We start from the raw sequence: 16,465 nt of genomic DNA on the forward strand, positions 1-16,465 counted from the left end.
CGGGCGTACTCCTCAGACCCCGGCCCGGTAGGCCTTGAGGAACAGCTCCACCACTTCCTGCACGTGCTGTTCGGCACCTGGCCCTTCCAGTGCGGTGCAGCAGCCGATCAGCAGGCGGAAGTTGTGCCCGCCCTTGATCAGGCAGAAGAAGTGCTCGGCGGCGTTCAACGGCTTGTCGATGCGCAGCTTGCCGGCGTCGTTGGCGCGGGCCAGCAGGCGCTCCATCTCGTTGAGGATGCGCTGTGGGCCGGCGTCGAAGAACAGCCGCGAGAGCTTTGGGTCCTGCGCGCCCAGCGCCACCATCAGGCGATGCAGCTCGATGGATTCGCGGCTGTTGATCAGCGCATGGAAGCCCCGGCCGATGTTCAGCAGCACGCTCTCGATGGTGCCGTCGTGGGGCAGCTGGAACAGCAGCTCCGGCAATTGCTCCTCGCACTTGGCCTTCACGGCGGCGGAGAACAGCGTCTCCTTGTCGGTGAAGTGGCTGTAGACCGTGAGCTTGGAGACCCCGGCTTCCGCGGCGATAGCGTCCATACTGCTGCCGTCGTAGCCCTTGCTGAGGAACAGCGATTTCGCCGCCTCAAGGATCGCTGCGCGTTTCGCCGGATCCTTCGGGCGCCCCGGGCCGCTGCTCTGCAAAGAATTGTCTGACATTTTCTCGTTAATACTGGACTGGTGAGTTCGCTATTTTTACTATACCGGGCAGTATAAATATTCAAAAAACCGTACGTCGCGAAAGGTCATTCACCATGCACCGCCATGCTCTGTCCCTCGCTCTGCCCGTGTCGCTGTCCCTTCTCCTTGGTGCCTGTGGCAATGGTGAAAGCGCGCAGCCTACCATCCGCCCGGCCATGGTGGTGCAACCTCAACCTGCGGCGGACGCCGTGGACACCTACGCCGGCGAGGTGCGCGCCCGCTACGAACCGGACCTGGCCTTCCGCATCGGCGGCAAGATCACCCGCCGTCTGGTGGAGGTGGGTGACCGGGTGAAGAAGGACCAGCCCCTGGCCGAGCTGGACCCCCAGGACGTACGCCTGCAACTGGAGGCGACCCGTGCCCAGGTCGCGGCCGCCGAAGCCAACCTGCAACTGGTGCGTGCCGAGCGTGACCGCTATCGCACGCTGCTGGAGCGCAAGCTCATCAGCCAGTCGCAGTTCGACAACGTCGAGAACCAGTACCGCGCCGGCGAGGCGCGCCTCAAGCAGATCAAGGCCGAGTACAACGTCGCCAGCAACCAGGCGGACTACGCCGTGCTGCGCGCCTCCCAGGATGGCGTGATCGCCTCCCGCCGTGCCGAGGTGGGCCAGGTGGTGGCCGCCGGGCAGACGGTCTTCAGCCTGGCCGCCGACGGCGAGCGCGAAGTGCTGATCAGCCTGCCCGAGCACGCCATCGACCGCTTCAAGGTGGACCAGCCGGTGGCCGTGGAGCTGTGGTCCCAGCCGGGCCGGCAGCTGCCGGCGCGCATCCGTGAACTGGCGCCGGCGGCGGACCAGCAGTCGCGGACCTTCGCCGCGCGGGTCGCCTTCACCGCCGGCCAGGTGCCGGCGGAGCTGGGCCAGAGCGCGCGCGTCTACGTGAAGGGCGTGGGAGCGGAGACCCTCTCGGTACCCCTGTCGGCGCTGACGGCCGAGGCCGGCACCCCGTTCGTCTGGGTGGTCGACCCTGCCACCTCCACCCTGGTGCGGCGTACCGTGCACGTCGGTCCCTATGGCGAGGACCGGGTGCCGGTGCTGGACGGGCTGAAGGCCCAGGACTGGGTCGTCGCAGCCGGCGTCCAGGTGCTGCGCGAGGGGCAGGAAGTACGCCCCGTGGACCGCGCCAACCGCGCGGTGAAGCTGGTGGCCAAGGAGTAAGGCACGGTGAACTTCAACCTTTCCGCCTGGGCGCTGAAGAACCGCCAGATCGTCCTCTACGTCATGTTGCTCCTGGGTATCGTCGGTGCCCTGTCGTACTCCAAGCTGGGGCAGAGCGAGGACCCGCCCTTCACTTTCAAGGCCATGGTGATCCGCACCAACTGGCCCGGCGCCAGCGCCGAAGAGGTCTCCCGCCAGGTCACCGAGCGCATCGAGAAGAAGCTCATGGAAACCGGCGAGTACGACCGCATCGTGTCGTTCTCCCGGCCGGGTGAATCCCAGGTCACCTTCCTGGCGCGGGACTCGATGCACTCCAACGAGATTCCCGAGCTCTGGTACCAGGTTCGCAAGAAGATCAACGACATCCGCTACACCCTGCCCCAGGGCATCCAGGGGCCGTTCTTCAACGACGAGTTCGGCACCACCTTCGGCAACATCTACGCCCTCACTGGCGAGGGTTTCGACTACGCCGTGCTCAAGGACTACGCCGACCGCATCCAGCTGCAACTGCAGCGGGTGAAGGACGTGGGCAAGGTCGAACTGATCGGCCTGCAGGACGAGAAGATCTGGATCGAACTCTCCAACACCAAGGCCGCCACCCTGGGCCTGCCACTGGCCGCCGTGCAGCAGGCGCTGGAAGAGCAGAACGCCGTGGCGGCCGCCGGCTTCTTCGAGACGCCCACCGACCGCGTGCAACTGCGGGTGAGCGGGCGCTTCGATTCGGTGAAGGAGATCCGCGACTTCCCCATCCGCGTGGGGGATCGCACCTTCCGCATCGGTGACGTGGCCGAAGTGCGCCGGGGCTTCAACGACCCGCCGGCGCCGCGCATGCGCTTCATGGGCGAGAACGCCATTGGCCTTGCGGTCTCGATGAAGGCGGGGGGCGACATCCTGGTCCTCGGCCAGGCCCTGGAGGGCGAGTTCGCCCGCCTGCAGGAAACCCTCCCGGCCGGCATGCAGCTGCGCAAGGTGTCCGACCAGCCGGCTGCGGTGAAGACCGGCGTGGGCGAGTTCGTCCGGGTGCTCACCGAGGCGCTGATCATCGTGCTGCTGGTGAGCTTCTTCTCCCTCGGCCTGCGCACCGGCCTGGTGGTGGCACTGTCCATCCCCCTGGTGCTGGCGATGACCTTCGCCGCGATGCACTACTTCGGCATCGGCCTGCACAAGATTTCCCTCGGCGCGCTGGTGCTGGCCCTGGGCCTGCTGGTGGACGACGCGATCATCGCGGTGGAGATGATGGCCATCAAGATGGAGCAGGGCTACGACCGCCTCAAGGCGGCCAGCTTCGCCTGGACCAGCACCGCCTTCCCCATGCTCACCGGCACCCTGATCACCGCCGCCGGCTTCCTGCCCATCGCCACCGCCCAGTCCGGCACCGGCGAGTACACCCGCTCGATCTTCCAGGTGGTGACCATCGCCCTGCTGGTGTCCTGGATCGCCGCCGTGATGTTCGTGCCCTACCTGGGTGACCGGCTGCTGCCCGACCTGGCCAAGCGCCACGCCGAGAAGCACGGCGGCGACGGCGCCCACGACCCCTACGCCACGCCCTTCTACCAGCGCGTGCGGCGTGTGGTGGAGTGGTGCGTACGCCGGCGCAAGACGGTCATCGTGCTGACCCTGGTGGCGTTCGTCGCCTCCATCGCCTTGTTCCGTTTCGTGCCCCAGCAGTTCTTCCCCGCCTCCGGGCGCCTGGAGCTGATGGTGGACCTCAAGCTGGGTGAGGGCGCCTCCCTGCTCAACACCGAAGCCGAGGCCGCGCGCCTGGAGGCGCTGCTCAAGGACCACCCCGGCATCGACAACTACGTGGCCTACGTCGGCACCGGGTCGCCGCGTTTCTACCTGCCCCTCGACCAGCAGTTGCCGGCCGCGAGCTTTGCCCAGTTCGTGGTGCTGGCCAAGACCATCGAGGACCGCGAGGCGGTACGCAGCTGGCTGATCCAGGTGCTCAACGACGAGTTCCCGGCTGTGCGCACCCGCGTGTCCCGCCTGGAGAACGGCCCGCCGGTGGGTTACCCGGTGCAGTTCCGCGTGTCCGGCGAGCACATCGACGAGGTCCGCGCCCTGGCCCGCAAGGTGGCCGACAAGGTGCGCGAGAACCCCCACGTGGTGAACGTGCACCTGGACTGGGAGGAGCCGAGCAAGGTGGTGCGGCTGAACATCGACCAGGACCGCGCCCGCGCCCTGGGCGTGAGCACCGCCGACCTGTCGCGCTTCCTGCAGAGTTCCCTCAGCGGCAGCACTGTCAGCCAGTACCGCGAGGACAACGAGCTGATCGACATCCTCCTGCGCGGCACCCCGCGTGAGCGCGAGGAGCTGGCCCTGCTGCCGAGCCTGGCGGTGCCCACCGACAGCGGCCGCAGTGTGCCGCTGTCCCAGGTGGCGACCCTGGAATACGGCTTCGAGGAAGGCATCATCTGGCACCGCAACCGCCTGCCGACGGTCACCGTGCGCGCCGACATCTACGACAAGTCGCTGCCGGCCAGCCTGGTGACGCAGATCCAGCCGACCCTCGACCCGATCCGCGCCGAGCTGCCCAGCGGCTACCTGCTGGAGGTGGGCGGCACGGTGGAGGACTCCGCGCGCGGGCAGAAGTCGGTCAACGCTGGTGTGCCGCTGTTCATCGTGGTGGTGCTGACGCTGCTGATGCTGCAGCTCAAGAGCTTCTCGCGCTCGGCCATGGTGTTCCTCACCGCGCCCCTGGGGCTGATCGGCGTGACCCTGTTCCTCCTGGTGTTCCGCCAGCCGTTCGGCTTCGTGGCGATGCTCGGCACCATCGCCCTGTCGGGGATGATCATGCGCAACTCGGTGATCCTCGTGGACCAGATCGAGCAGGACATCAGCGCCGGCCTGGACCGCTGGCACGCCATCATCGAGGCCACGGTGCGCCGTTTCCGGCCCATCGTGCTCACCGCCCTGGCGGCGGTGCTGGCAATGATCCCGCTGTCGCGCAGCGTGTTCTTCGGCCCCATGGCGGTGGCTATCATGGGCGGCCTGATCGTCGCCACCGCGCTGACCCTGCTGTTCCTGCCGGCGCTCTATGCGGCCTGGTTCAGGGTCAAGCCGGCCGAGCGGGCCTGATCAGGAAACGTGAACGGGGGCTTCGGCCCCCGTTTTGCTGCAGCGCAGAAAGACAAAAAAGGCCGCGCGTACCAGGTACGGGCGGCCTTTTTCGTGGCGGTGGGATCAGTCGTCGATCCAGCCGCCCATTTCCTTCCAGCGGTTGACGATGCCGCAGAACAGCTCGGCGGTCTTCTCGGTGTCGTAGCGTGCCGAGTGTGCCTCGCGGCCATCGAATTCGATGCCGGCGGCCTGGCAGGCCTTGGCCAGCACCGTCTGGCCGTAGGCCAGGCCCGCCAGGGTGGCGGTGTCGAAGCTGGAGAAGGGGTGGAAGGGGTTGCGCTTGATGCCGGTGCGGTTCACGGCGGCATTCAGGAAGCCCAGGTCGAAGCTGCTGTTGTGCCCCACGAGGATGGCGCGCTTGCAGCCGTGTGCCTTGATGGACTTGCGCAGGCCCCGGAAGATCTCGCCCAGGGCATGTTCCTCGGTCACGGCCATGCGCAGCGGGTGGTCCAGCTTGATCCCGGTGAACTCCAGGGCGGCCTGTTCGATGTTGGCGCCCTCGAAGGGCTCGACCCGGAAGAAGTGCGTGTGGTCCGGGTAGAGGAAGCCGCCTTCATCCATCGAGATGGTGGTGGCCGCGATCTCCAGCAGGGCGTCGGTGGCGCAGTTGAAACCACCGGTCTCCACGTCCACCACCACCGGCAGGTAGCCACGGAAGCGTGCCGCCATCGGGTGGCGCGGGCCGGACGGCAGGCTGCCGTCGAGTTCGTCGTCGAAGAATTCCTCGCTCACGCCTGGCCCTCCAGCAGTCGCCAACGCAGGGTTTCGCCCGCGCGCAGGGGCACCACGCTGTTCTCGCCCAGGGGCAGGGTGGCCGGAGCGGTCCAGTCCTCGCGTACCAGGGTGATGGTGTCGGTGTTGCGCGGCAGGCCGTAGAAATCGGGGCCGTGGTGGCTGGCGAAGGCTTCCAGCTTGTCCAGGGCGTTGCGCTGCTCGAAGGCCTCGGCGTACAGCTCGATGGCCGCATACGCGGTGTAGCAGCCGGCGCAGCCGCAAGCGGCTTCCTTGGCGTGCTGGGCGTGGGGCGCGGAGTCGGTGCCGAGGAAGAATTGCGGGCTGCCGCTGGTGGCAGCGTCCAGCAGGGCTTCCTGGTGCACGTTGCGCTTGAGGATGGGCAGGCAATAGAAGTGCGGGCGGATGCCGCCCACCAGCATGTGATTGCGGTTGTACAGCAGGTGGTGGGCGGTGATGGTGGCGCCCACGTTGCTGGAGGCCGAGCGCACGAACTGCACGGCGTCACCGGTGGTGATGTGCTCGAACACCACCTTCAGGGTGGGGAAGCGCTCGACGACACGCACCAGGTGCTCGTCGATGAAGGCCTTCTCGCGGTCGAACACGTCGATCTCGCTGCGGGTTACTTCGCCGTGCACCAGCAGCAGCATGCCGACTTCGGCCATGGCTTCCAGCACCGGGAAGATGGCGTCGATGCGCGTCACCCCGGAATCGGAGTTGGTGGTGGCGCCTGCCGGGTAGAGCTTGGCGGCGTGGACGAAACCGCTGGCCTTGGCGGCGCGGATGTCCTCGGGGCGGGTGCGGTCGGTGAGGTACAGCACCATCAGCGGTTCGAACCCGCTGCCGGCCGGACGGGCGGCGAGGATGCGCTGGCGGTAGGCGTCGGCTTCCTCGGCGTTGCGCACCGGGGGCACCAGGTTGGGCATGATGATGGCGCGGCCGAAGGTGCGCGCGGCATCGGCCACGGTGTGGGCCAGCACGGCGCCATCACGCAGGTGGATGTGCCAGTCGTCGGGACGCAGCAGGGTCAGGCGGTCGGACATGGGGGGATTCCAGGCGGGTGAAACTCGGCGTGCATGCTACCGGAAAAGCCCGGCCGGGGCACGGGCGGCGCGTCAGGCCCGAGGGCGCCGAACGGCGCTTAAGTTTTCCGCCTTCGCACCGATAGCCCTTGTGAACCTGACGTCTTTCCCCGGAGCCAGCCGTGCGCGCTTTTCCCATCGCCCTGCTCAGCCTCATTGCCCTGCCGGCCATGGCCATCACCTTCCAGACCCGCCTGGAGAAGGTGGAGTGGAAGGTGGAAGGGGACAAGTTCGAGTGCCGCCTGTCGCAGCCAATCACCGACTTCGGCAGCGGAGAGTTCGTCCGCCGTGCCGGCGAGCAGGTCACCTTCCGCCTCAAGCCTAACGAGCGCTGGATGGGCGGCGGCCAGGCGACTTTGCTCGCAGCGGCGGCGCCCTGGCAGCCCGGGCGTGGCGATATCAACCTCGGCGCCGTGGCGGTGGGCAACGGCGAAGTGCCGTTCAACAGCAACCAGCTGCAGGGCGGGCGCCTGCTCACCGGCCTGCTGGAAGGGCGCAGCCCGCTGGTGCGCCACCGCACCCAGCAGGGCGGGGACGCCCTGGAGGTGCGCCTGCTGCCGGTGCATTTCAACAAGGCCTACAACGACTACCTGGCCTGCACCGCCAAGCTGCTGCCGGTGAACTTCGACCAGGTGAAGAAGCTGGAGCTGGGATTTCCCGGCGGCGGCGTGGCGCTGGACCCGATGGCCCGCGCCAAGCTGGAGATCGTCCTCGACTACATGAAGGCCGACCCGGCGGTGAACCACATCGAGATCGACGGCCACTCCGACAACGCCGGCAACCGCCTGACCAACCGCGACCTGTCGCGGCGCCGGGCGCTGGCGGTGTTCGACTACTTCAAGGCCAATGGCGTGCCGGAGTCGCAGATGGTGATGCGCTTCCACGGCGAGCGCTATCCGCTGGTGCCCAACACCAACGAGGCCAACCGGGCGAAGAACCGCCGGGTCGCCGTGGCCCTGTCAAAGGAGCCGGAGGCACCCCCGGCGGAAACCCCAGCCGCCGCACCGGCCGCCGAGCCGGCACCGGCGACGGCCCCTGCCGCACCTTCCACGGCGCCTGCCGTGCCCCCGACCGCCAGCCCGGCGCCTGCCAAGCCGGCGTCCGCCTCCTGAGCGGCGCCGGATCGAAAGAATCTGTCGCCTGGTCGTCATTGCCTGTCGCGCCACTGTAATTTGGCCGCCAGGGTCAGTAGAATCCCCGGTTTTCGTACAACCCCGTGGAGTTGATGGCATGGCGGACGTGAAGAAGGTTGTCCTGGCTTATTCCGGTGGCCTGGACACCTCGGTGATCCTGAAGTGGCTGCAAGATACCTATAACTGCGAAGTGGTGACCTTCACCGCCGACCTCGGCCAGGGCGAGGAGGTCGAGCCGGCCCGTGCCAAGGCCCAGGCCATGGGCGTCAAGGAAATCTACATCGATGACCTGCGCGAAGAGTTCGTCCGCGACTTCGTGTTCCCGATGTTCCGCGCCAACACCATCTACGAAGGCGAGTACCTGCTGGGCACTTCCATCGCCCGCCCGCTGATCGCCAAGCGCCTGATCGAGATCGCCAACGAGACCGGCGCCGACGCCATCTCCCACGGTGCCACCGGCAAGGGCAACGACCAGGTCCGCTTCGAGCTGGGCGCCTACGCGCTGAAGCCGGGCGTCAAGGTCATCGCCCCCTGGCGTGAGTGGGACCTGCTGTCCCGCGAGAAGCTGATGGACTACGCCGAGAAGCACGGCATCCCGATTGAGCGCCACGGCAAGAAGAAGTCCCCGTACTCCATGGATGCCAACCTGCTGCACATCTCCTATGAGGGCGGCGTGCTGGAAGACACCTGGACCGAGCACGAAGAGGACATGTGGCGCTGGACCAAGTCCCCGGAAGCCGCGCCGAACACCCCGACCTACATCGAGCTGACCTACCGCGCCGGTGACATCGTCGCCATCGACGGCAAGGACATGACCCCGGCCCAGGTGCTGACCGAGCTGAACCGCATCGGTGGCGAGAACGGCATCGGCCGCCTCGATATCGTCGAGAACCGCTACGTCGGCATGAAGTCCCGCGGCTGCTACGAGACCCCCGGCGGCACCATCATGCTCAAGGCCCACCGCGCCATCGAGTCCATCACCCTGGACCGCGAAGTGGCTCACCTGAAAGACGAGCTGATGCCCAAGTACGCCAGCCTCATCTACACCGGCTACTGGTGGAGCCCCGAGCGCCTGATGCTGCAGCAGATGATCGACGCCTCCCAGGCCAACGTGAACGGTGTGGTACGCCTGAAGCTGTACAAGGGCAACGTCATCGTCGTGGGCCGCAAGTCCGACGACTCGCTGTTCGACGCCAACATCGCCACCTTCGAAGAAGATGGCGGCGCGTACAACCAGGCGGACGCGGCGGGCTTCATCAAGCTCAACGCCCTGCGCATGCGCATCGCCGCCGGCAAGGGCCGCAAGCTGTTCTGATAAGCTGAGCGCCCCGTGCCAAAAGGAACCCCGGCCACGAGCCGGGGTTCTGCTTTTATGAGCCCTGATCGGGCAACAAGAGGAATCCCTGATGAGACTGCTGCATACCATGCTGCGCGTCGGCGATCTGGACAAATCCATCGCCTTCTACACCGAAGTCCTGGGCATGACCCTGCTGCGTCGCAAGGACTACCCGGACGGCCAGTTCACCCTGGCGTTTGTCGGCTACGGCGACGAGGCCCACAACAGCGTGATCGAGCTGACCCACAACTGGGGCGTGGACAAGTACGAACTGGGCACCGGCTACGGCCACATCGCCCTGGAAGTGGCGGACGTCTACAAGGCCTGCGAAGACATCCGCGCCCGTGGCGGCAAGGTCACCCGCGAGCCGGGGCCGATGAAGCACGGCACCAGCATCCTGGCCTTCGTCGAGGACCCGGACGGCTACAAGATCGAGTTGCTGTCGCCTTCGCGCAACGACTGATAAAAAAGCCCGGCAGATGCCGGGCTTTTTCTTAGTGTGGGCGGGCTCAGAGCACGCCGAACACTTTCTTCGCCAGGCTGGTGGCGGCACCGGCCGGGTTCTGGCGGATGCTCGCTTCCTGCTCGGCGATCATCTTGAACAGGCCATCCAGCGCTTCTTCGGTCACGTAGCTCTCGATGTTGGCGCTCTTGGCGTCCACCACGCCGAAGCTCGCGGCCTGGCCGGCGAAGCTGTTGTACTGCTGCGCCAGGCCGACCTGGTCGGTGGCCTTCTTCACGATGGGCAGGAACTTGGCACGCAGCTGCTCGCGGCTGGTCTTGTTCAGGTACTGGGTGGCGGAGTCCTGCGGGCCGGTGAGGATGCCCTTGGCGTCCTGCACGGTCATCTTCTTCACCGCGTCCACCAGCAGGGCCTGGGCCTGCGGCACGGCGGCCTCGGCGGCCTTGTTCATGCTGGTTTCCAGCTGCTCCACCTGGTCGCCCATGCCCATCATCTTCATGGTCTTGGCGGCCTTGCCCAGCTTGCCGGGCAGTTCGATGCGCACCTCGGGGTTGTTGCTGAAGCCGCCCGGCTTGCCGAGCTGCTGCACGGCGACCTTGGCGCCTTGGGTGAGTGCATCTTTCAGGCCGCCGGCGGCGTCCTGCTGGCTGAGGTCGCTGAGGGAGAGGGCGAAGGCGTTGACGGAAAGGGCCAGGCCGGCGACCAGGGCAGTGAGTCGGAACATGAGGGCTTCCTTGGGCTGGTGGAGTTCGGATCAGCGAACCGGGTCGACCCGGATGCGCAGGGGCTGCGGGTCGGTGCCGTCGAGTTTAACCGAGTGGCGTTCGCTGCTGATGAACATCAGCTTGCCGTCGAGCTCGATGCGCGCCGCCACGGCGTACTGGTGGCCGCTCTGCAGGTTGGCCGGGTCGTAGCTGAGCTGGAAGGCCAGGGGCACCTGGCCCTCGATGCGGCCCTGCTGGTGAGCCAGTTCGCGGGCGGGGGCATCCGCCAGCGAGACGTCCACCAGGGTGACCCGCAGGGTTGCATCCGGCGGCAGGGCCATGCGCTGCAGGTAGTACACCTCGCCTTCGAGCTGGGCCATCGAGGCCGTTTGCGGGGTGGTGCAGGCGCCGAGCAGCAGGCTGGCGAAGAGCAGGGGCAAGGTTCTTTTCATGAGTACATTCCGTGATTGGACCCCACACACTATAGAGCGTCGGGGCAGACCGGGCTGGCGGGCATCGCCGGTTCAGTCATCGACCACCGGCAGGACCTTGCCGATGGCGCCCAGCGTGTTGTTCACGTGGACGTTCTCGTTGACGGTGCGCATCAGCCGGCGAAGGCGCTCCTTGGCGGCCACCAGCTTCTCGATCTGCACATCCAGCTCCGCAGCGCGACGATCGAGGGCGGCTTCGTGCTCGGCCAGACGCGTGCGGCGCTGCTCCTGTTCGTCCTGGCGCGCCTGGAGCTGGGCCTCCAGTGCCTGCAGACGGGCTTCCTGTGCCTGCAGCTCGCGCTCGCGCTCGGCCAGTCCCGGGTCTGGCTGAAGGGGGCCGCCGTCCGGCTGGCGGCGGGTGAACACGCCGGCCATCTCCACCAGGGTGTTGAGGGTGGCCTGCACCTCCCTGAGCATCTGTTCGCTGCGGCTGGCGTTGTGGGGTACCGGGGCTGGGTGCTCGGGCGCGTCCGCTGCCTGCCGGGGCTCCACCGTCGCCACTGGCGAGTCGTGCAGGGGGGATTCGTAGGGCTGGTAGGGCAGCGGATGGGCCGAGTAGAAGGGCGCGCCGATGTTGTCGCTGCTGCGGCAGGCCAGCAGTGTCTGGATGGCGCCGGGGCCGAGGGTCAGCGGGTGGTGCTGTTCCATGCAGGTGGGGTGCGGGGTGAGGGGCGGGCCCAGGCGTTCGATGCGGATGAAGTGGTAGGCGGTGGCCGCATCGCGATTCCCGCGTGCGCCCTCGATGATCTGGCGCAACGCCCGGCGGGCGACCTGGCAGGCGCGCTCGTCCAGGCTGCTCAACTGGTATCCCCCCTCGGCCAGGGGCGCCAGGGCGGCGAGGTAGACCCAGGACGTGCCCTGGGGCCCGGCTTCATTGAGGGTGTAGACGAGGACGTTGGCTTCGATCTCGGGGATGGCGAGGCTGCACAGCACGGCGGCATTGAACGCCTCCCGCTGGCCGTTCTCGACGGTGATGGTTCTCAGCAGCATGGGGGTTCCCTGGGTGAAGAGGGCAGAAGGACGCGCGAATGCGCAGCCGCCATGGTACTGAGGGCCGGACAGGCAGCCCCTCGGGGGATTCTGTCCGGCTTGTAGGGCATTTCTTCTAGTGGGCGAAGCAGAAAGCGGGCGGCCGAAGCCGCCCGCCTGGATCAGGGGGCTTCGGCCTGCGGCTCGTCCTGGGGGGCTTCGTCCGTCTGGCGCTCCAGTGCCACCTGGCGGATGGAGAGACGGATCTCGGCGGTGAGCACGCGCTTGGCCGCGCCCTCGGCCAGGTCGCCCAGCTCGGGGTGGTAGCTGAGCTTGCCGGCTTCGTCCTGGCGCAGCACGCGCTGGTCCAGCAGGGTCTGGATGAAGTGGCGGAACAGCGTCTTGTCGAAGAACTCCGGGGCGTTGAGGCCATGGAGGATCGACAGGCGCTGGGCCATGACGGTGCACAGGTTCTCCAGCTCCTCGGCGGTGAGCTGGTTCTGCCCGGCGTTGAGCAGCAGGGCGATGGCCATGTAGAAGCGCTGCAGCGTCTGGGCGATGGCGCGGGACATCAGCGTCAGCAGCACGAACTGCCGCGAGCTGGGCGCCGGGCGCACGTACACGTCGTTCTCCACCTTCAGCAGCCCCTGCTCGACGAAGGCGGCCAGCCACTGGTCCACCACCGCGTCCAGCTCGTCCAGGTTCCAGCGGATGAACAGCTCGGCCTGCAGGTAGGGGTACAGGGCGCGGGTGTAGCGCAGGATCTGCTCGCGGCTGCTGCGTCCGCTGCTCTGGAAGAAGCTGGCCAGCAGCCCCGGCAGGGCGAAGATGTGCAGCACGTTGTTGCGGTAGTAGGTCATCAGGACGGCGTTCTGCTCGTCCAGGTAGAGGATCTTGCCCAGGGCGTCCTTCTGCTCGGCCAGCAGGTCCATGCTCTGCACGTACTGGATCAGCGCCTGGCCGTCGCCTTCCGGCAGGGTGGCGTGGGGCGAGTAGGGCACCGCGCGCAGCAGGGCCAGGTACAGGTCCAGGACGCGGGTCAGCGCGCGTTCGTCCAGCGCCAGGCGGCTGGTGGAGAGCAGCGCCAGGGCCACCAGGTTGACCGGGTTGATCGCCGCCGCGTCGTTGAGGTGGCGGGCGATGCGCACGGCCAGGCGGTTGGTGGTGTCGTTGAGCCAGGCCGGGCGGAACTGCGGTCCCAGCTCCTGGGCGCGCCAGTCCGGTTGCTGCTGGTCGAGGAACTCCGCCAGCTTGATCGGCTCGCCGAAGTTCACCGCGACGCTGCCGAAACGCAGCTTCAGGGCGCCGATGACCTTGAAGATGTCGAAGATCGACTCCTTCTTCTTGCTCGCACCGCGCAGCTCGCCCAGGTAGGTGCGGCCTTCCAGCACGCGCTCGTAGCCGATGTACACCGGGACGAAGACGATGGGCAGGCGCGAGGAGCGCAGGAAGCTGCGCAGGGTGATGGCGAGCATGCCGGTCTTCGGGTGCAGCATGCGCCCGGTGCGCGAGCGCCCGCCCTCGACGAAGTACTCCACCGGGAAGCCACGGCTGAACAGGGTGTGCAGGTACTCGTTGAACACCGAGGTGTAGAGCGGGTTGCCCTTGAAGGTACGGCGCATGAAGAAGGCGCCGCCACGGCGCAGCAGGCCGCCGATCACCGGCATGTTGAGGTTGATGCCGGCGGCGATGTGCGGCGGCGTCAGGCCGTTGCGGAACAGCAGGTAGGACAGCAGCAGGTAGTCGATGTGGCTGCGGTGGCAGGGCACGTAGATCACCTCGTGACCCTGGGCGATGTCCTGCACGCCCTCGATGTGGTTGACCTTGATGCCCTCGTAGAGCTTGTTCCAGAACCAGCTCAGCACCACTTCGAGGAAGCGGATCGCCGTGTAGGCGAAGTCGGAGGCGATTTCGTTGCCGTACTTCAGCGCCTGGGCCTCGGCCTTGGCCGGGCTGATCTTCTCGCGCTCGGCTTCCTCGGCGATGGCCTGGCGCACCAGCGGCGCATGCACCAGCCCCTTCACCAGGTTGCGGCGGTGGGAGAGGTCGGGGCCGATCACGGCGGTCTTCTGGTTGCGGAAGTGCACCCGCAGGATGCGCTGCACCATGCGCTGGGTGCGCTCCGGGCCCTTGCCCTGGGCGATCAGCTCGCGCAGGTGGATGGGGGCGGAGAACTGCACCCGGGTCTTGCGCCCGAGGATGAGGATGCTGACCAGCTTGCGCAGGCGCCCGGTCACGGCCCAGCTGTCGGCGAACAGCAGCTTCCAAGGGCTGGTCTCGCGGTCCGGGGACTGGCCCCAGAACACCGTCACCGGAATGATCTGCGCGTCATCCACCGCGTGCTGCTGGATGGCGTCCAGCACCCGCACCAGGGTCGGCGAGGTGCCGCGCTTGTCCTGCCCGCCGAACCAGCCCGGCTCCGGGGTCAGGTAGAAGAAGGCGGCCGGCTCCAGGCTGTCGCCCACTGCCACCGGCAGCACCGGGCGCGGCAGCCCGGCCTTGGTGCATTCCCGGTCCACCACCGCCAGGTCGCTGGCCGAGGGTTGCTGCAGCACGTAGAGCACGGGCTTGCTGCGGTCGAGCTTGAGGGTGAAGGCGGACTGGTTGATGGTTTCCGAGCGCACCCACAGGTAGAGGAGGCGGCGCAGGGTGCCGAAGGCCAGGCGGCGGAACGGGGAACGGGTCATACGGGCGTCGTGGTGTGGAACGAGCGTGTGCTCGGGGCGGCTAGTGTGCCGTATTCGCTGACCCGCCGCAAAAAGCCGAAGCCTGCTTTTGCAGGGCGGAATCCCACGTTACAGCAGGAAACTTTCGGCACGCTTCGCTGTCTTGCTATGCCGCCGGGAGACTCCTTATAGTCCGCCGGCGTTTTGCAGGGCCCCTGAGGCCAGCATGGCCGGGGGCTTTTCCCGTTGGGGTAGAGGCCATGATCGACATAAGAAAACTGACCAGACGATTCGCGCAGCACACCGCCGTGGACGACCTGTCCTTCGCGGTCGAGCCGGGGGAAGTGCTCGGCTTTCTCGGCCCGAATGGCGCCGGCAAGTCCACCACCATGAAGATGCTCACCGGCTTCCTGGCGCCCACCTCCGGCACGGCCAGCATCTTCGGCCACGACATCCAGACCCAGACCCTGCAGGCCCAGCGCAGCCTCGGCTACCTGCCCGAGGGCGCGCCCTGCTACGGCGACATGACGGTGCGCGGCTTCCTCGAATTCATCGCCGAGATCCGTGGCTTCCGTGGCGCCGAGAAGAAGGCCCGCGTCGCCCAGGCCGCCGGCCAGGTGGAGCTGGACAAGGTACTCGGGCAGAGCATCGAGACCCTGTCCAAGGGCTTCAAGCGCCGCGTCGGGCTGGCCCAGGCCATCCTCCATGACCCCCGCGTGCTGATCCTCGACGAGCCCACCGACGGCCTCGACCCGAACCAGAAGCATCAGGTGCGCCAGCTCATCCAGAGCCTGGCCCGGGACAAGATCGTGATCATCTCCACTCACATCCTCGAAGAGGTGACGGCGGTGTGCACCCGCGCGGTGGTGATCGCCGCCGGCAAGCTGGTGGCCGACGACACCCCCTACGAGCTGGAGCGCCGCTCCCGCTACCACCAGGCGGTGACCCTGGTGGCCGACGAGCCCCTCGATCCGCTGGCGCTGGCCGTGCTGCCGGGCGTTGCCGGTGTTGAGGAAAACGCCGCTGGCGGTGGCCTGACGGTGCTGGCCAAGCCGGGCGAGGTGATCTTCCCGCAGGTCAACCAGCTCATCCACCAGCGTGGCTGGCGGGTCAAGGAGCTGGACGTGGAGCGCGGCCGCCTCGATGAAGTCTTCCGCAGCCTGACCCGGGGGGAAGCGGCATGAAGCAGTTGCCGGTCATCTTCAAACGCGAGCTGGCGAGCTATTTCGCCACCCCGCTGGCCTATGTGTTCATCGTGATCTTCCTGGTGCTGTCCGGGGTCTTCACCTTCTACCTGGGCGGTTTCTTCGAGAGCGGCCAGGCCAGCCTGGCGCCCTTCTTCAACTTCCATCCCTGGCTCTACCTGTTCCTGGTGCCGGCCATCGCCATGCGCCTGTGGGCGGAGGAGCGCAAGTCCGGCTCCATCGAACTGCTGATGACCCTGCCGGTCACCCGCTTCGAGGCGGTCACCGGCAAGTTCCTCGCCGCCTGGGCCTTCGCCGGCCTGGCGCTGCTGCTGACCTTCCCCATGGTCATCACCGTCAACTACCTGGGCGAGCCGGACAATGGCGCCATCGTCACCGGCTACATCGGCAGCTGGCTGCTGGCCGGCTCCTACCTGGCGGTGGGCTCGTGCATGTCGGCGCTGGCCAAGAACCAGGTGATCGCCTTCATCCTCGCCGTGGTGGTGTGCTTCCTGTTCATCGTCAGCGGCTTCCCGCTGGTGCTCGACGCCTTCAGCGCCTGGGCCCCGCAATGGTTGCTGGACGCGGTCGCCTCGCTGAGCTTCCTGACCCGCTTCGACGCCATCAGCAAGGGCGTGATCGACCTCCGCGACCTGCTCTACTTCCTCTCCCTGATCGCCGCGTGGCTCGCCGCCACCGCCGTGGTGGTCGATCTGAAGAAGGCCGACTGAC

At 67.3% G+C, this 16,465-nt stretch carries 14 protein-coding genes; 7 read left to right on the plus strand and 7 right to left on the minus strand.

Translation table 11 applies throughout. From position 1 onward, the window contains the following. Nucleotides 1-12: 12 nt before the first annotated feature. Complete coding sequence (locus PotMrB4_RS06995; protein ID WP_172432873.1) at nucleotides 13-654, minus strand: TetR/AcrR family transcriptional regulator; 642 nt, start codon at nucleotides 652-654, stop codon at nucleotides 13-15. A gap of 95 nt (nucleotides 655-749) precedes the next feature. Between PotMrB4_RS06995 and PotMrB4_RS07000 the strand changes: the two genes are divergently transcribed. Both PotMrB4_RS07000 and PotMrB4_RS07005 read left to right on the plus strand, forming a co-directional pair. Continuing rightward, nucleotides 750-1,853 carry an efflux RND transporter periplasmic adaptor subunit gene (locus PotMrB4_RS07000; protein WP_044413198.1) on the plus strand — a complete coding sequence of 368 codons (1,104 nt, stop codon included), beginning with the start codon at nucleotides 750-752 and terminating at the stop codon, nucleotides 1,851-1,853. A 6-nt stretch (nucleotides 1,854-1,859) separates the two neighbouring features. Further along, entirely contained in the window at nucleotides 1,860-4,931 is a 3,072-nt protein-coding gene (locus PotMrB4_RS07005; protein ID WP_172432874.1) for an efflux RND transporter permease subunit, read from the plus strand. A 105-nt stretch (nucleotides 4,932-5,036) separates the two neighbouring features. Here the strand turns inward: PotMrB4_RS07005 and rnt are convergent, their stop codons facing one another. Beyond that, nucleotides 5,037-5,705 carry a ribonuclease T gene (gene rnt, locus PotMrB4_RS07010; RefSeq protein ID WP_069561313.1) on the minus strand — a complete coding sequence of 223 codons (669 nt, stop codon included), beginning with the start codon at nucleotides 5,703-5,705 and terminating at the stop codon, nucleotides 5,037-5,039. Continuing rightward, a complete protein-coding gene (pyrC, locus tag PotMrB4_RS07015; protein ID WP_044413214.1) occupies nucleotides 5,702-6,748 on the minus strand; it encodes a dihydroorotase in 1,047 nt (348 codons plus the stop codon). Before pyrC ends, rnt begins: the two co-directional genes overlap by 4 nt. A gap of 161 nt (nucleotides 6,749-6,909) precedes the next feature. Here pyrC and PotMrB4_RS07020 point away from each other — a divergent pair, with 161 nt between their 5' ends. From PotMrB4_RS07020 to gloA, 3 genes are all read left to right on the plus strand, one after another. Beyond that, a complete protein-coding gene (locus tag PotMrB4_RS07020) occupies nucleotides 6,910-7,899 on the plus strand; it encodes a flagellar protein MotY (RefSeq protein WP_373874430.1) in 990 nt (329 codons plus the stop codon). 118 nt (nucleotides 7,900-8,017) lie between these two features. Then, complete coding sequence (locus PotMrB4_RS07025) at nucleotides 8,018-9,235, plus strand: argininosuccinate synthase (RefSeq protein WP_044413221.1); 1,218 nt, start codon at nucleotides 8,018-8,020, stop codon at nucleotides 9,233-9,235. Between the two features lie 91 nt (nucleotides 9,236-9,326). After that, nucleotides 9,327-9,719 (plus strand): lactoylglutathione lyase, encoded by a 393-nt coding sequence (gloA, locus tag PotMrB4_RS07030; RefSeq protein ID WP_044413224.1) that lies wholly within the window; start codon nucleotides 9,327-9,329, stop codon nucleotides 9,717-9,719. Nucleotides 9,720-9,765: 46 nt separating this feature from the next. On the opposite strand, the gene PotMrB4_RS07035 is transcribed toward gloA, so the two are convergent. From PotMrB4_RS07035 to plsB, 4 genes are all read right to left on the minus strand, one after another. After that, nucleotides 9,766-10,443 (minus strand): DUF4197 domain-containing protein, encoded by a 678-nt coding sequence (locus tag PotMrB4_RS07035; protein ID WP_044413226.1) that lies wholly within the window; start codon nucleotides 10,441-10,443, stop codon nucleotides 9,766-9,768. Nucleotides 10,444-10,473: 30 nt separating this feature from the next. Further along, a complete protein-coding gene (locus PotMrB4_RS07040; protein WP_044413229.1) occupies nucleotides 10,474-10,875 on the minus strand; it encodes a YbaY family lipoprotein in 402 nt (133 codons plus the stop codon). Between the two features lie 72 nt (nucleotides 10,876-10,947). Further along, nucleotides 10,948-11,904, minus strand: a complete 957-nt coding sequence (locus PotMrB4_RS07045; protein WP_172432875.1) for a hypothetical protein — start codon at nucleotides 11,902-11,904, stop codon at nucleotides 10,948-10,950. 161 nt (nucleotides 11,905-12,065) lie between these two features. Then, nucleotides 12,066-14,570, minus strand: coding sequence for a glycerol-3-phosphate 1-O-acyltransferase PlsB (plsB, locus tag PotMrB4_RS07050; protein ID WP_172432876.1), 2,505 nt, complete (start codon nucleotides 14,568-14,570; stop codon nucleotides 12,066-12,068). Between the two features lie 239 nt (nucleotides 14,571-14,809). Here plsB and PotMrB4_RS07055 point away from each other — a divergent pair, with 239 nt between their 5' ends. Both PotMrB4_RS07055 and PotMrB4_RS07060 read left to right on the plus strand, forming a co-directional pair. After that, the gene (locus PotMrB4_RS07055) at nucleotides 14,810-15,733 is read left to right on the plus strand and encodes an ABC transporter ATP-binding protein (protein ID WP_074969236.1); all 924 of its coding nucleotides are present in this window, start codon (nucleotides 14,810-14,812) and stop codon (nucleotides 15,731-15,733) included. After that, nucleotides 15,730-16,464, plus strand: coding sequence for an ABC transporter permease subunit (locus tag PotMrB4_RS07060; protein ID WP_044413238.1), 735 nt, complete (start codon nucleotides 15,730-15,732; stop codon nucleotides 16,462-16,464). Before PotMrB4_RS07055 ends, PotMrB4_RS07060 begins: the two co-directional genes overlap by 4 nt. Nucleotide 16,465 lies beyond the last annotated feature (1 nt).

The sequence above is a fragment of the Metapseudomonas otitidis genome (assembly GCF_011397855.1).
GTDB lineage: Bacteria > Pseudomonadota > Gammaproteobacteria > Pseudomonadales > Pseudomonadaceae > Metapseudomonas > Metapseudomonas otitidis.

Coding starts and splice junctions, on each gene's coding strand:
- PotMrB4_RS06995 (WP_172432873.1), bottom strand. CDS start 654: ATGTCAGACAATTCTTTGCAGAGCAGCGGCCCGGGGCGCCCGAAGGAT.
- PotMrB4_RS07000 (WP_044413198.1), top strand. CDS start 750: ATGCACCGCCATGCTCTGTCCCTCGCTCTGCCCGTGTCGCTGTCCCTT.
- pyrC (WP_044413214.1), bottom strand. CDS start 6,748: ATGTCCGACCGCCTGACCCTGCTGCGTCCCGACGACTGGCACATCCAC.
- PotMrB4_RS07025 (WP_044413221.1), top strand. CDS start 8,018: ATGGCGGACGTGAAGAAGGTTGTCCTGGCTTATTCCGGTGGCCTGGAC.
- gloA (WP_044413224.1), top strand. CDS start 9,327: ATGAGACTGCTGCATACCATGCTGCGCGTCGGCGATCTGGACAAATCC.
- PotMrB4_RS07035 (WP_044413226.1), bottom strand. CDS start 10,443: ATGTTCCGACTCACTGCCCTGGTCGCCGGCCTGGCCCTTTCCGTCAAC.
- PotMrB4_RS07040 (WP_044413229.1), bottom strand. CDS start 10,875: ATGAAAAGAACCTTGCCCCTGCTCTTCGCCAGCCTGCTGCTCGGCGCC.
- PotMrB4_RS07045 (WP_172432875.1), bottom strand. CDS start 11,904: ATGCTGCTGAGAACCATCACCGTCGAGAACGGCCAGCGGGAGGCGTTC.
- plsB (WP_172432876.1), bottom strand. CDS start 14,570: ATGACCCGTTCCCCGTTCCGCCGCCTGGCCTTCGGCACCCTGCGCCGC.
- PotMrB4_RS07055 (WP_074969236.1), top strand. CDS start 14,810: ATGATCGACATAAGAAAACTGACCAGACGATTCGCGCAGCACACCGCC.
- PotMrB4_RS07060 (WP_044413238.1), top strand. CDS start 15,730: ATGAAGCAGTTGCCGGTCATCTTCAAACGCGAGCTGGCGAGCTATTTC.